At 36.8% G+C, this 13,053-nt stretch carries 11 protein-coding genes; 5 read left to right on the plus strand and 6 right to left on the minus strand.

Translation table 11 applies throughout. The annotated features are described in order from the left end of the window. Positions 1-53 precede the first annotated feature (53 nt). Positions 54-1,031 (plus strand): polyprenyl synthetase family protein, encoded by a 978-nt coding sequence (locus tag DRF57_RS05865; protein ID WP_115917385.1) that lies wholly within the window; start codon positions 54-56, stop codon positions 1,029-1,031. Positions 1,032-1,086: 55 nt separating this feature from the next. Here the strand turns inward: DRF57_RS05865 and DRF57_RS05870 are convergent, their stop codons facing one another. Both DRF57_RS05870 and DRF57_RS05875 read right to left on the minus strand, forming a co-directional pair. Next, positions 1,087-1,878 carry a hypothetical protein gene (locus tag DRF57_RS05870; protein ID WP_115917387.1) on the minus strand — a complete coding sequence of 264 codons (792 nt, stop codon included), beginning with the start codon at positions 1,876-1,878 and terminating at the stop codon, positions 1,087-1,089. Positions 1,879-2,058: 180 nt separating this feature from the next. Beyond that, the gene (locus DRF57_RS05875) at positions 2,059-2,352 is read right to left on the minus strand and encodes a hypothetical protein (protein ID WP_047486547.1); all 294 of its coding nucleotides are present in this window, start codon (positions 2,350-2,352) and stop codon (positions 2,059-2,061) included. A 137-nt stretch (positions 2,353-2,489) separates the two neighbouring features. On the opposite strand from DRF57_RS05875, the gene DRF57_RS05880 reads away from it, so the two are divergent. Continuing rightward, positions 2,490-4,922 (plus strand): alpha-ketoacid dehydrogenase subunit alpha/beta, encoded by a 2,433-nt coding sequence (locus DRF57_RS05880; RefSeq protein ID WP_115917389.1) that lies wholly within the window; start codon positions 2,490-2,492, stop codon positions 4,920-4,922. Positions 4,923-5,005: 83 nt separating this feature from the next. Here the strand turns inward: DRF57_RS05880 and DRF57_RS05885 are convergent, their stop codons facing one another. The 3 genes from DRF57_RS05885 to DRF57_RS05895 all read right to left on the minus strand — a co-directional run bounded on the left by DRF57_RS05885 (position 5,006) and on the right by DRF57_RS05895 (position 6,818). After that, positions 5,006-5,422: a carboxymuconolactone decarboxylase family protein gene (locus DRF57_RS05885; protein ID WP_115917391.1), complete on the minus strand. Its 417-nt coding sequence runs from the start codon at positions 5,420-5,422 to the stop codon at positions 5,006-5,008. Positions 5,423-5,531: 109 nt separating this feature from the next. Then, positions 5,532-6,140: a hypothetical protein gene (locus tag DRF57_RS05890; RefSeq protein ID WP_115917393.1), complete on the minus strand. Its 609-nt coding sequence runs from the start codon at positions 6,138-6,140 to the stop codon at positions 5,532-5,534. A 294-nt stretch (positions 6,141-6,434) separates the two neighbouring features. Further along, positions 6,435-6,818, minus strand: coding sequence for a winged helix-turn-helix transcriptional regulator (locus DRF57_RS05895; protein WP_047487133.1), 384 nt, complete (start codon positions 6,816-6,818; stop codon positions 6,435-6,437). A 166-nt stretch (positions 6,819-6,984) separates the two neighbouring features. On the opposite strand from DRF57_RS05895, the gene DRF57_RS05900 reads away from it, so the two are divergent. Beyond that, positions 6,985-8,046: an NADH:flavin oxidoreductase gene (locus DRF57_RS05900; RefSeq protein WP_047486540.1), complete on the plus strand. Its 1,062-nt coding sequence runs from the start codon at positions 6,985-6,987 to the stop codon at positions 8,044-8,046. A 465-nt stretch (positions 8,047-8,511) separates the two neighbouring features. Here DRF57_RS05900 and DRF57_RS05905 read toward each other — a convergent pair whose 3' ends face one another. Continuing rightward, a complete protein-coding gene (locus DRF57_RS05905) occupies positions 8,512-9,714 on the minus strand; it encodes a C1 family peptidase (RefSeq protein ID WP_047486539.1) in 1,203 nt (400 codons plus the stop codon). Positions 9,715-10,031: 317 nt separating this feature from the next. Here DRF57_RS05905 and DRF57_RS05910 point away from each other — a divergent pair, with 317 nt between their 5' ends. After that, entirely contained in the window at positions 10,032-10,550 is a 519-nt protein-coding gene (locus tag DRF57_RS05910) for an RNA polymerase sigma factor (RefSeq protein ID WP_115917395.1), read from the plus strand. A 12-nt stretch (positions 10,551-10,562) separates the two neighbouring features. Beyond that, positions 10,563-13,007, plus strand: a complete 2,445-nt coding sequence (locus DRF57_RS05915; protein ID WP_115917397.1) for a vWA domain-containing protein — start codon at positions 10,563-10,565, stop codon at positions 13,005-13,007. Positions 13,008-13,053 lie beyond the last annotated feature (46 nt).

The following is a 13,053-nucleotide window of genomic DNA, read 5'->3' on the forward strand; positions in this document are numbered from 1 at the left end:
AAAAAAATTATCTTTGTGAGAATAAATAATTATTCACCCAGCATTCGCAGATTGTGGCAAACATTGTAGAAGACATTAAGCAACCGATCAATGAGGAAATGAAACTTTTCGAACAGAAGTTTTATGAATCAATGCAAAGTAAAGTTCCCTTATTAGATAAAGTAACCCGCTTTATTGTTACAACCAAAGGGAAACAGATGCGACCTATGTTTGTATTTCTTTGTGCTAAACTGGTGGGTAATGTTAATGAAAAGACCTACCGTGGAGCTTCTATGATTGAGCTGATTCACACGGCTACTCTGGTACATGATGATGTAGTGGATGAAAGTTTCAAACGTCGTAATTTCTTTTCTATTAATGCTTTATGGAAAAATAAAATTGCTGTTTTAGTGGGGGATTACCTTTTGTCAAAATCAGTATTATTATCTACAGACCATAAAGATTACGATTTACTGGGTGTCATTTCCAGAACAATCCGTGAAATGTCTGAAGGTGAGCTTTTGCAGCTTGAAAAAGCCAGAAAACTTGATATTACAGAAGATGTTTATTATGAAATTATCCGTCAGAAAACAGCGACTTTAATTGCTGCCTGCTGTGAAATTGGAGTGCTTTCCAATAATGCGGACGAAATACTTGCCAAAAAAATGCAGGATTTCGGTACTTACACCGGAATGGCCTTTCAGATTAAGGATGACCTTTTTGATTATTTAAGTTCTAATGTAATTGGAAAACCCGTAGGAATTGATATTAAAGAGCAGAAAATGACGCTTCCTTTGATTCATGCTCTGGAAACAGCCAGTGAAAAGGATAAGAAATATTACTTTGATACCATAAAACGTTATAACAATAATCCTAAAAGAGTAAAAGAGCTTATAGAATTTGTTAAAAGTTCCGGAGGATTAGAATACGCAGTAAAAATCATGACAGAATTTCAGCAAAAGGCTAAAGATATTCTTAATGAGTTTCCGGACTCTGAAGCGCGAAGCTCTTTACATAGTATGCTGAGCTATGTTATTGAAAGGAAATTTTAAGAATATAAATACATAATAAAAAATCGGAGTGCTTATGGCATTCCGATTTTTTCTTTTAAATTTTCTGAATCGTTACATTGGTTACATTACCACTTCCGGTACTTCCGGTTTCCGTCGCAAGAACTGTACAGTTTTGGTTAGGTGCGGCTGTAAAACGGATTTGATAACCGGCGGTAGGAATGACCAGCATGGTGGTATAATTCATAAGTTCTCCTACAGTTCCGGAAGTTGCTGTAGCATTATAATGACTTCCCCTTCCCAGATAATTGGCATCAGGAACAGGACGTACTCCCAGAAGTAGCTGGGTTCCGGCTGCCGCATTTGAGAAACTGGCCTGCAGGGTAATCAGGTAATTTCCCGGCTGGTTGAACGTCAAAATTCCTGTACTTGTATTATAGGAATAAAATGGCGAAGTTGCTAATGGAGTAGAAAATAGTAATGTGCTAATAGAAAGAGTTGTAAGATTTTGGCTGGCTGTAAGGCGGGCATGAAATAACGAATAATCCGTAAAATTGATGGTCTTTAATACTCCGTTTGCATCGGCTACCACAACTCTGTCGTTTCCTCCCACCCCAATATTGGAGTTAATATTTCGAATTCTGACATTTCCTGAACTAACATCCAGTTTGTCCGTAGGTACAGTAGTTCCAATACCTATATTTCCTGTTCCCGTTACAACAAAATCATTAGCCTGTTGCAGGACAGAAGGGCTTCCGGTTGTCGGATTATCTTTTGCTGCATCAACGTGGAAGGCAGCTTGGGGATTACTTGTATTGATCCCTACCTGTGCAATTGTAAACATGGGAAATGCGAAAGCATTTACCAACGTCAATAATGTAATTTTCATTTGTTTTTTTTTTGAGTTATGCAGGAGTAAAATTACAAATATGATATCGAAAAAGCAAATATTTCATTAAGTTGTGACTTATTTGCTTATTTAAGTGTTTTTTATTTGTTAATTTTAATATTTATTCATTTAATTAGTAATTTTAAACAGATTTTAAAGAAATAAATAGGATAATATTAATTAAAGTATTTTCATGGTTACAATAATAACAGCTAGAACTATACAAAATAAGGCGAATAAAAATAAATAATCCGCAATAGTCTCAAACTTGCTTTCCTTCTTTTCTGCTTTTGTTCTGATAGCCAGGAAAGAGAAAAAACAACTGCATGCGAAAAGTAGGCAAGCTAGCCCTGCAAATTCGTCTAAATATGTATTGCGACTGATTTTACTGATTTTCAGTGAAGTAATAATGATCAGTGAGAATCCTAAAAGATTGCTCGATGCATTAAGAATATGAGGTGACTTTTTTTCCATCTTTACAATTTTTTTCAAAATAAAGCACAATTTTTTTTATTATCAAATTTTTAAAAAAGATTATTAAAAATTAAAATTAATTTAAAAAGTGTATATTAGCAAAATACTTGAAGAATAAAAAACTTTTTTACTTAGCTATGCAAACAACCTATATTGAAACACAGCAAATATCCTTTCAAGATTTTAAAAATCAGATACTTGGAGATTACAAGTTAGGAAGGATCTCTCGTGAAATGTCTTATCTCGGAAGAAGAGAAGTTCTCACAGGAAAAGCTAAATTCGGAATTTTTGGAGATGGTAAAGAACTTCCTCAGTTGGCAATGGCGAAAGTTTTCAGAAATGGTGACTTCCGTTCAGGATATTACAGGGATCAGACTTTTGCATTAGCAGTAGATGCTTTAACAGTAGAAAGCTTCTTTGCACAATTATATGCTGACACCAGCGTAGAAAGAGAGCCGGCTTCAGCAGGAAGACAAATGAACGGACACTTTGCAACAAGAAGTTTACATGAAGACGGAAGTTGGAAAGACCTTACAGCACAGAAAAATATTTCTTCTGATATTTCTCCTACTGCGGGACAAATGCCTAGATTGTTAGGATTAGCTCAGGCTTCTAAAATCTATAAAAGCGTAACCTTTGAAGGTTCTGAAAAATTCTCGAAAGGAGGGAATGAGGTTGCTTTTGGAACCATTGGTGATGCCTCTACAGCAGAAGGTCATTTTTGGGAAACATTGAATGCTGCATGCGCGCTTCAGGTTCCTATGATCGTATCTATCTGGGATGATGGTTACGGAATTTCAGTTCCTACAAAAAATCAGAGAGCTAAAGCAGATATCAGTGAAATGTTAAGTGGTTTCCAGAGAAAAGAAGGAGACAACCAGGGTTGTGAAATCATCCAGGTAAAAGCTTGGGATTATCCTGCCTTATTAGATGCTTATGCAAGAGCAGAAAATTTTGCAAGAACAGAAAGTGTTCCTGTGGTAGTGCATGTAGTGGAAGTTACTCAGCCTCAGGGACATTCTACATCTGGATCTCACGAAAGATATAAAAATGAAGAGCGTCTTGTTTGGGAAACGCAGTTTGACGGACTGGTAAAATTCAAAGAATGGATTTTGAACTATTCTATTGAAATTGAAGGAAAAGACGAAGTCATTGCTACCGTTGAAGAACTGGATGCCATTGATGATGAAGCTAAAAAAATAGCAAAAGCAGGTCAGAAAGTGGCTTGGGACAGCTATCAGAAAACAATTACAGATTTGGTGCAGTCTATCTTGCCTTTAGTGGAAAATCTTAAAGGTCAGAATACTGAAGTTGAAGCTTATATTGCTCAATTCAACAAACTGGTTTCTAAAGCTAAAAAAGATGTTTTCCACTTAATCAGAAAATCTTTACTGGCAACAAGAGGAACTCATTCTGCAGAAAGAAATCAACTGATGCAGAAGTACAATGAAGTTTTTGAAATTGAAAAAGACAATTATTCTTCTCACCTGTACTCTCAGTCTCAATGGAAGGCTGAAAATGTAAAGGAAATAAAGCCGGTATACTCAGATAGCTCTGAAGATGTGGACGGAAGAGTAGTTGTAAGAAATAACTTTGATAAAATTTTTACAAAATATCCTGAAACTTTAGTATTTGGTGAAGATGCCGGAAATATCGGTGACGTTAACCAGGGGCTTGAAGGAATGCAGGAAAAGTATGGCGAATTGCGTGTAGCAGATACCGGAATTCGTGAAGCTACCATCCTTGGACAGGGGATTGGTATGGCAATGAGAGGATTAAGACCTATTGCCGAAATCCAGTACTTAGACTATGTTCTTTACTGTTTACAGGGGATGAGTGATGATTTGGCTACCGTACAATATAGAACAAAAGGGGGGCAGAAAGCTCCTGTAATCATCAGAACAAGAGGCCACAGATTAGAAGGAATCTGGCACTCAGGTTCTCCAATGGCGGGGATTCTGAACCTTTCAAAAGGAATCCTGGTATTAGTTCCAAGAAACTTAACAAAAGCTGCAGGATTTTACAACACGATGCTTCAGACGGATGAGCCTGCAATTATTGTAGAATGTCTGAACGGATACAGATTAAAAGAAAAGCAGCCTGATAACTTAGGTGAATTCACTGTTCCTGTAGGTAAAATTGAGGTTACTAAAGAAGGGAAAGACGTTACATTGGTAACTTATGGTTCTACCTGGAGAGTGGTTTCTGAAGCCGCTAATGAATTAGAGAAATTAGGAATCTCTGCAGAGGTTATTGATATCCAGTCATTAATCCCTTTCGATTTATCTCATGAGATTGCGGAAAGTGTAAAGAAAACCAACAGATTAGTAGTAATCGATGAAGACGTTGAAGGAGGAACTACAGGATTTATTTTACAGCAAATTTTAGAAAAGCAGAAAGCATTCAGATACCTGGATTCAGATCCGTTAACGATTTCTGCCAACGATCACAGACCAGCATATGCAAGTGATGGAGATTACTTCAGTAAGCCGTCTACAGATGATATGGTAGAAAAGATCTATGCTATGTTCAATGAAACAAATCCTCAGAAATATCCTGCGATATTCTAATTGGAATTTAAAATAATAAAACGGCGAGCTTTCAGAATTCTGAAAGCTCGCCGTTTTTCATCATAAAAAGTAGATCTGAAATTTTAATCTGTTTCGGCCAGAGTGATCCGCAACTTATTCAGCGTATTCATTAAAGTGATACTTGCTGTTAGCTCTACAGCTTCCCGCTCTGTAAAATGTTCGGCCAGTTTTTCTTTGATCTCATGCCAATCATTGGTATGGTGAATGACAGCCTCTGCCCAGCTTAAAACAAGCTTTTGCTTAGCATCAAATGCATAGGTGTGTTTCCAGCCCGGAAGCTTATTAATAACATCTTGTTCAAAGCCAAAGCGGAGGAGCTCGTTAGCATGGTAACTACAGCAATAGGGACATCCGTTAATCTGGGATATCCGTAATTCTACCAGAGCAATAAGCTTTTCGTCAATACCGGATTTTCGGATACTGGTGTGCGCTTTATACAGGTGGCCAATGGTTTCTTTAGCTATTTCTTTATAATTCATAATGGAAATTTTATACAAATTTGAACTATAAACATATCAATAGCTATATACTTACTTTTTCGTGTTATACTTACCCTTTTGAAAGTATCCCGGATCAGAACTCTACATATTAATAAAATTGCTTCACCGTCTCAATAGCTCCAGTTTCAGGATCAGCAAAGAGATAGACACCTCCGTTATCGTGGAATATATCACCGTTCTTAATGGCTATTTGTCCTAAAAAGAATAAAGGTTTGTTGTTTTTAATCGGCCAATTGGGATTTTGTATCCATTGAGGAGGTTTCGTCTGATATTTAAAAAGCTCAGCATACCGTTGTTTCATGTACAGCTTTTGATCAGTTTTTGAAAGGGTTTTATCTTCCGGTAAAATGTATTTTTCAATAAAGTCTGGTTCTGCATCGATATATTTGGGACTTGTACTTAGAATCAGATTATACTCATCGGAGTATTGGGTTGAAGAAGTGAATTCAACTCCTATTTTTGAAAGAAATAGCTTTACGGTCCCATGGGCGTTTAATTTTCCGATAGAACTCTTATAATCCTGTTCTGCTAAATATAAAAATGGATTGGTATCCTGTAAATAGGTTCCTTGCCAAGTAATGCTAGTGTCTGAAAGGATTTTTTCTAAATCCGGATTGGTATAAAGCTGTTGTTCAAAATCTTTTTCAGAAATTGTATTCCCAACAAAGTCTTTTAAAATCTGTATCCCGTCTGCCATCTGAAAATATAGTTTGTCTTAAAAATTATTGCTACAGACCAAATGTACGTATTATCCGGCTGTGCTTTATGCTTTGTAACTTACATTCCCGGTCACATTTTTAAGTTTTATATATAGATTTGCTGAGCCGGATTATGTAATTCCTGTATTATTGATTCAGTTTGTGATGTTTCTGATTACATTTTTTATCCTGTCATTATTGATGAAAAATAACGCTAAGAAGTACGGTAAGCCAAATTTCTCTCCTTTAAAGAAATCCGAATATATCCGAGTTGGAAATAAAACAAAAGGCTGTCAAACATTGACAGCCTTTTTACTTTCTTTATTCAGTATACTACAATCTTTTGTTTGTAGTCCTTTAACCTGGTATTTTGCTTCCCATTCCTCAAGCAGGTATAGAATAGGCAGTAAAGCCAGTCCTTTTTCCGTAAGAGAATATTCTACCCTTGGAGGAAGTTCTTTAAATTCTTCACGGATCACCAGACCATCACTTTCCATTTCCCGTAACTGGTCAGTCAGAACCTTTCTTGAAATAACATTAATACGCACAGCAAGCTCTCCAAAGCGTAATTTCCGGTCTTTGATCACCAGTACAATAATGGGTTTCCATTTGCTTCCCAATGCGGCCATTGCCTTACCCAAAGGGCAGCTGTATTGCATTAATTCATTCTTTTTCATAGGGAAATATTTATTTTTTAAGCACATATAGAATTGAGATTCCATATGTTACTTTGATGTTACTAATGTAAGTTACTGCGAAGTTACCACTATTTTTTTAATAAGAGATACAAAAATGAACTATTATTAGTTACTTTGTGTAACAATTATAAAACAATATTTAAAAATGAGCACATCGTCATTATTTAAACCGTTTCAATATAAGAATTTACAGCTTAAAAATAGAATTGTAATGGCTCCTATGACCAGAGCACAATCTGATAATGGAGTTCCTACACAGAATATAGCAGACTACTATGGGAGAAGGGCAGCTTCAGAAGTTGGATTGATCCTTTCTGAAGGAACTGTCATCAACAGACCCGGATCGAAGAACTTACAGAATATCCCGGATTTTTACGGCAATGAAGCCCTAAACGGATGGAAAAACGTCATTGATACCGTACATCAGAATGGAGGTAAGATGGGTCCACAGATCTGGCATGTAGGGGACACAAGAATGTCTGAAGACTACCCTCTGGTTTCTATGGAAAAAGCTTCTACAATGACCATTGAAGATATTCAGGATACTATTGCCCAGTTTGCGGCATCAGCGAAATCTGCAAAAGATCTTGGTTTCGACTGTCTTGAAATTCATGGAGCACATGGCTACCTTATCGATCAGTTTTTTTGGGAAGTAACCAATACCAGAACAGACGAATATGGCGGTAAAACATTAAAAGAAAGAAGCCGATTTGCCGTGGAGGTAGTAAAAGCCATCAGAGCAGCAGTGGGAGAGGACTTTACGATTATCATCCGTCTTTCACAATGGAAGCAACAGGATTATAAAACAAGGTTAGCATTTACTCCCAATGAAATGGAAGACTGGTTATTACCTTTAAAAGAAGCTGGAGTAGATATTTTCCATTGTTCGCAACGTCGTTTTTGGGAACCTGAATTTGAAGGTTCTGATTTAAATTTTGCAGGATGGGCTAAGAAAATTACCGGTCAGCCAACCATTACGGTAGGTTCTGTGGGATTAAACGGAGACTTCCTTAATGCTTTTGCCGGTCAGGGGACAGAAAAAACTGACCTTACAGAACTGATCAGAAGACTTGATCATGAAGAATTTGATCTGGTGGCAGTAGGAAGAGCAATCTTACAGGATCACCAATGGGTCAATAAAATCAAAGAAGGAAATACAGCAGAACTTCTTGATTTCTCAGCAGAAAGTATGGGCGTATTATTTTAAATGGAGTGGTGAATAGGGGATGAGTTTCGCTGTCAATTTTTTAACAGCATATTTTATTCACTGCGAAGCAAAATTGACGATTCACCATTCAGTTTATCATCATAATTCACTTTATTTTATATTTAATTTTTTCACCTATTTATTAAAAAACCGGCTTTCAGAAATTCTGAAAGCCGGTTTTGATTCTAGTTCTGGTATCTCCATGCCGTAACGGCAGATTCGTAAATCCAGTCCATTAGCTTTCCAAACTCTTTCCAAAATATGCAGCAGTTTTATGTTGGATGGATTTTGCAATATGTTGTGAAATGAATTAATATATGTTATCCTGTTTGTATAGGATCCTGCACAAAAAAATACTGGGTATGAGAAGTCAGGATAAAACAAACCCGCTCCCGGAAAATCCGGGAGCGGGTTTTTAACAGATTTAAATATCTAAAACTGCCTTATAGCGGCAGAAGTGATTTCCTATAAACCAATATTTTTTGTTGGTTTCAACTGCTTCAAAATACTTTTTGGAATTGCATTTTTGTGAACCAAAATAGCAGTTGATTTGTATTCAACATAAGGTCTTGATACATAAAGGTATCCTGCAAAGTCATTGGTAACTCCCCAAGAATTTTTTACCATATAATATTCTTTACCGGTCTGGTCTTTGGCCAAACCTACGATATGCATACCGTGATCATCTGTTGTAGAAAGGTTGTTTAGAGCTTTCTGACGCATATCTTCAGTAATTGTTTTATCCTTTTTAGGCTCTGTAAACAACGTCTGCTTATTTTCAGCCGTAATTTGCTCTAAGTCCATATCAGGAACATAAGCTACCCCATTTTTGTAAGAAAAATAAGGCTCAGAAACATCAGTTGCCCACCCGATAGAATATCCTTTATTCACAGCATTGTCGATAATAGCTGTAAAATCTTTCATTGGAACATTCCAGTCAGAATCATGGCTCCAGTTATCTGGAATTGGAACTACAAATTTCTGATAATAAGGATAATCTTTGTAAGATGATAATTCTACATAATCTTCAGGATTAATTCCTACCACTTCTTTCGCGAATGTTTTGGGAGTGTAGTTTTTCCCCTCATACGTAAAATTAGCAGGTACTTTTCCTAAATATTCATCAAGAATAGCATCCACAGAATCCATCCAGTTATCGGAAAGCTTTCCTTTTGAAGAAGCCTGAACCAGACTATCCAATACCGGCTTTATTTTTCCCTGCATTTCTTTGAAGTTGTTCACTGTTTGTCCGGCTTTTAATCCAGAATAAACATCTTGAGGAACAGCTCCATACTTTTTGTACATATTGATTACATCGTGGAGTTCTCCACCGTCACCCCAACTGATAGCTCCGTTATTTAAAACATATAACTTCGCTTTATCATGATAAGAGTTTCTGGCCGTGAAAATTTCAGCAAGATCTACAGGCTTTTTGCCCATTCTCTGCATTTCAGATTCAAGGAAAGAATTTCCTGAGTAGCTCCAGCAAGTTCCTGATGAACCCTGGTTCTTTACAGAAGTAGCACCAACGTCTTTTAGTGTTGTGAACTGAAAATTAGCATTTTGTGAGTGGTTATTTTTTAACTTATTGATTAAGTCATCTTGGGCAAACATCATACTTCCTGCAGACAAAACAAAAAGCAATGATGCGATTTTCGCATTTTTCATTACTATAAAAAGATTATTTGTATTAATAGTCGTTGATAATAGAGATTTGTTACAGAGGGAAAAGTTAAATGTAAAATGAAAAATTTTTCATAAAAAACTAAAAACAGTGAAAAAGCTAAGAATAAATTTTAGGATTCAGAATGAAAAACAGATTCAGGATTAATCAGTACATTCACTTAGAGCTTCCTCTGATCCACCTTTCTGCTTTCTCAGGCGTCTTTGCCTATTCATAATATTTACTCTATTTTAGGAAAAAGTTTACCATGTTTCCAACCTACTCAAAAGTTTCTGCATCTATCCTGATATAACTCCTGACTATGGAACGAAAATTATTATTAGAATGCCAGCGTAACGACCGCAATGCCCAGCGGAAGGTTTACGAGAAAATGGCGGGCAGACTGTACGCTGTCTGCAGACGCTATCTGAAAAATGATGAAGATATTGAAGAAGTATTGGCAGATACCTTTTACAAGATCTTCACAAAGATTGACCAGCTTCAGAATCCTGAAACCTTTGAAGCCTGGGCAAGGAAAATTGCAGTGAATGAATGTCTGCAGAAACTAAGAACCAATAAAGTGATGTTTATTTCTTTAGAAGAGAACTTTAGCCATTCTTCAGATGGAACGGCTGAAAATATTTCTTTTGAAAAAGATATTATGAGCCTGCTTAGTTTTCTTCCCGAAGGATGCAGAGCAATCTTTAATCTTTTTGCCATTGAAGGCTATCCTCACAAAGAAATTGCCACAATGCTTTCCATAAGTGAAGGAACATCCAAATCTCAGCTCAATTTTGCGAGAAAGAAATTACAGGAACTCTTGGTGAATCAAAACATTTAAACTTTTACAACAATGGAAAATAATCATATAGATCAACAATTCAATGAAGCTTCGAAGCTTTCAGAAGAACCTACGGTTTTTCCTGGTTTTGAAAAAGTCTGGGGAAAAATTGAAGAGAAATTAGACCATAAAGAAGAGAAAAAAAGGATGGTCCCTATTTGGTTTCCTTACGGAGTTGCCGCCAGTCTGGTCATAGGGTTAGGTGCTTTATACTTTCTGAATACAAAAGATGCATCAGAGTCTGTACAGCAGTCAATGGCAGATATCAGAACTTCAAAAGAATCTGTTGTCAGTACTAATATTGCCCAAATCGACAGTATAACAAAGATGAACATTCAGAAAGATAAAAATAATGCTGAGCCTGCTGTAGAAAAAATAGCTGTTCATACAGATCCGGTTTCTGGGCAGCCTTTTGATGTGGCGATGCCGTTACCTGTGCCTGCTCCACCCATACCATCAATTCCTAAAATCCAGGTGTCAGCAAATGAATATTATGTGCAAAATGCCAAAAATATTGAAGTTTCAGACAGAAGAAAAGAGGTATATCCACCAGATGGTTATTATACCCAAAATAAAAACGCTGGCGAATCTACCCAGTCAATTGGGGAGGTTGTAGTGACTGCAATGGGGGTTAAAAGGTCTAAAGCTTCTACGGCATCAGCATCGAGTGTTATTACTTCAAACAGTATTGCTCCTCAAACCTCTGTTGTCAGTACTTTACAGGGAAGAGTTGCAGGAATACAGATAGGATCGTCAACAAACAATCAGGTAACCATCAGGGGGGTGGCATCTGTTGCTCCCGGAAAAGATCCTTTGTACATTGTGAATGGAAAAATTGCTGGTGCTGATGATTTCAAAGCGTTGGAGCCCAGTAAAATTGAAAACGTAGCCATATTAAAAGATGCAGCAGCCACAGCATTATACGGAAGCAAAGCCGCTAATGGAATCATTGTGGTTACCACCAAAAAACTTTCAAGAAGGGAAAGAAAAAGAATAGAAAAACTTCAGGAAGAAATCAATAAACAGAAACAGATTTCTCCTGTAGCCAATGATGAAAGCTATGATGCTTTTATAGAAAATCCGTTTGAACTGACCCAAAGTCAGCCATTATCTACATTTTCCATAGACGTGGATAACGCTTCGTATTCCAATGTTAGAAAAATGATCAATAATGGAGAGGCTGTCAATAAAAATGCAGTACGGGTAGAAGAGATGATCAATTACTTTACATATGATTATCCACAACCTAAAAATGCAGATCCGTTTTCTATTAATACGGAATATAATAAAGCACCATGGAATCCTGACCATCAATTGTTGAAAATAGGACTTCAGGGGAAAAATATTCCAATGGATCGTTTACCTGCTTCCAATCTGGTTTTTCTTATTGATGTCTCCGGATCAATGGATGAACAGAATAAGCTGCCGCTACTGAAATCATCTTTTAAGGTACTGCTGAATCAGCTCAGACCTAAAGATAAAGTAGGAATTGTAGTATACGCAGGAAGTGCCGGAATGGTTTTGCCTCCCACATCAGCTGGGGAAAAAGATAAAATTGTTCAGGCTTTGGATAGATTACAGGCTGGAGGAAGTACAGCAGGAGGAGAAGGAATTGAATTAGCCTATAAATTAGCCCAGGAAAACTTTGTAAAAGACGGAAATAACCGTGTGATCATTGCAACCGATGGAGATTTTAATGTTGGAGAATCATCTACGTCAGATCTTCAGACGCTTATTGAAGGCAAAAGAAAATCCGGAGTTTTTCTTACCTGTTTAGGCTTTGGAATGGGTAACTATAAGGATAATACCCTGGAAACCCTGGCGGATAAGGGAAATGGAAATTATGCCTATATCGACAATATGCAGGAAGCCAATAAGTTTTTGGGAAGAGAATTTGCAGGAAGTATGTATGCCATTGCCAAAGATGTAAAAATTCAGATTGAATTTAATCCGGAGTTTGTAAAATCCTACCGATTGATCGGCTACGAAAACAGGAAGCTGAGAAATGAAGACTTTGTGAATGATAAAATAGATGCCGGAGAACTGGGAAGTGGGCATACGGTTACCGCTTTGTATGAGATCATTCCTGCCAATATAACATCTGATTATCTTCCTAAAGAGAACGGATTGAAATATACACAGACTATTTCTTCAAAGAAATTTGGAGAAGAGCTGGCTACCATCAAATTCAGGTATAAAAAACCGGATGAAGAAAAGAGTCAGGAGATCAGTCAGGTTGTTAAAAATTCTAACCGTAATATCTCTTCAGCTAGTCCGGACTTTAAGTTTGCTTCTTCTGTAGCATGGTTTGGATTGGTACTAAGAGATTCCAAACTAATTAAAGTAAAAGACTTACATGCAATTGAGAGTTTGGCCAAAGAAGGGAAAAGTAAAGATGAAGAGGGATATAGAAGCGAATTTATAAGGTTGATAGAAAGCTATAAAACAAGTAAATAGTGATAAAAACAGGCATCTACAAAGGATGTCTGTTTTATTTTAAAAT

It is taken from the genome of Chryseobacterium rhizosphaerae (assembly GCF_003385455.1).
GTDB lineage: Bacteria > Bacteroidota > Bacteroidia > Flavobacteriales > Weeksellaceae > Chryseobacterium > Chryseobacterium rhizosphaerae.

Coding starts and splice junctions, on each gene's coding strand:
- DRF57_RS05870 (WP_115917387.1), bottom strand. CDS start 1,878: ATGAAAATTACATTATTGACGTTGGTAAATGCTTTCGCATTTCCCATG.
- DRF57_RS05875 (WP_047486547.1), bottom strand. CDS start 2,352: ATGGAAAAAAAGTCACCTCATATTCTTAATGCATCGAGCAATCTTTTA.
- DRF57_RS05880 (WP_115917389.1), top strand. CDS start 2,490: ATGCAAACAACCTATATTGAAACACAGCAAATATCCTTTCAAGATTTT.
- DRF57_RS05885 (WP_115917391.1), bottom strand. CDS start 5,422: ATGAATTATAAAGAAATAGCTAAAGAAACCATTGGCCACCTGTATAAA.
- DRF57_RS05890 (WP_115917393.1), bottom strand. CDS start 6,140: ATGGCAGACGGGATACAGATTTTAAAAGACTTTGTTGGGAATACAATT.
- DRF57_RS05895 (WP_047487133.1), bottom strand. CDS start 6,818: ATGAAAAAGAATGAATTAATGCAATACAGCTGCCCTTTGGGTAAGGCA.
- DRF57_RS05900 (WP_047486540.1), top strand. CDS start 6,985: ATGAGCACATCGTCATTATTTAAACCGTTTCAATATAAGAATTTACAG.
- DRF57_RS05905 (WP_047486539.1), bottom strand. CDS start 9,714: ATGAAAAATGCGAAAATCGCATCATTGCTTTTTGTTTTGTCTGCAGGA.
- DRF57_RS05910 (WP_115917395.1), top strand. CDS start 10,032: ATGGAACGAAAATTATTATTAGAATGCCAGCGTAACGACCGCAATGCC.
- DRF57_RS05915 (WP_115917397.1), top strand. CDS start 10,563: ATGGAAAATAATCATATAGATCAACAATTCAATGAAGCTTCGAAGCTT.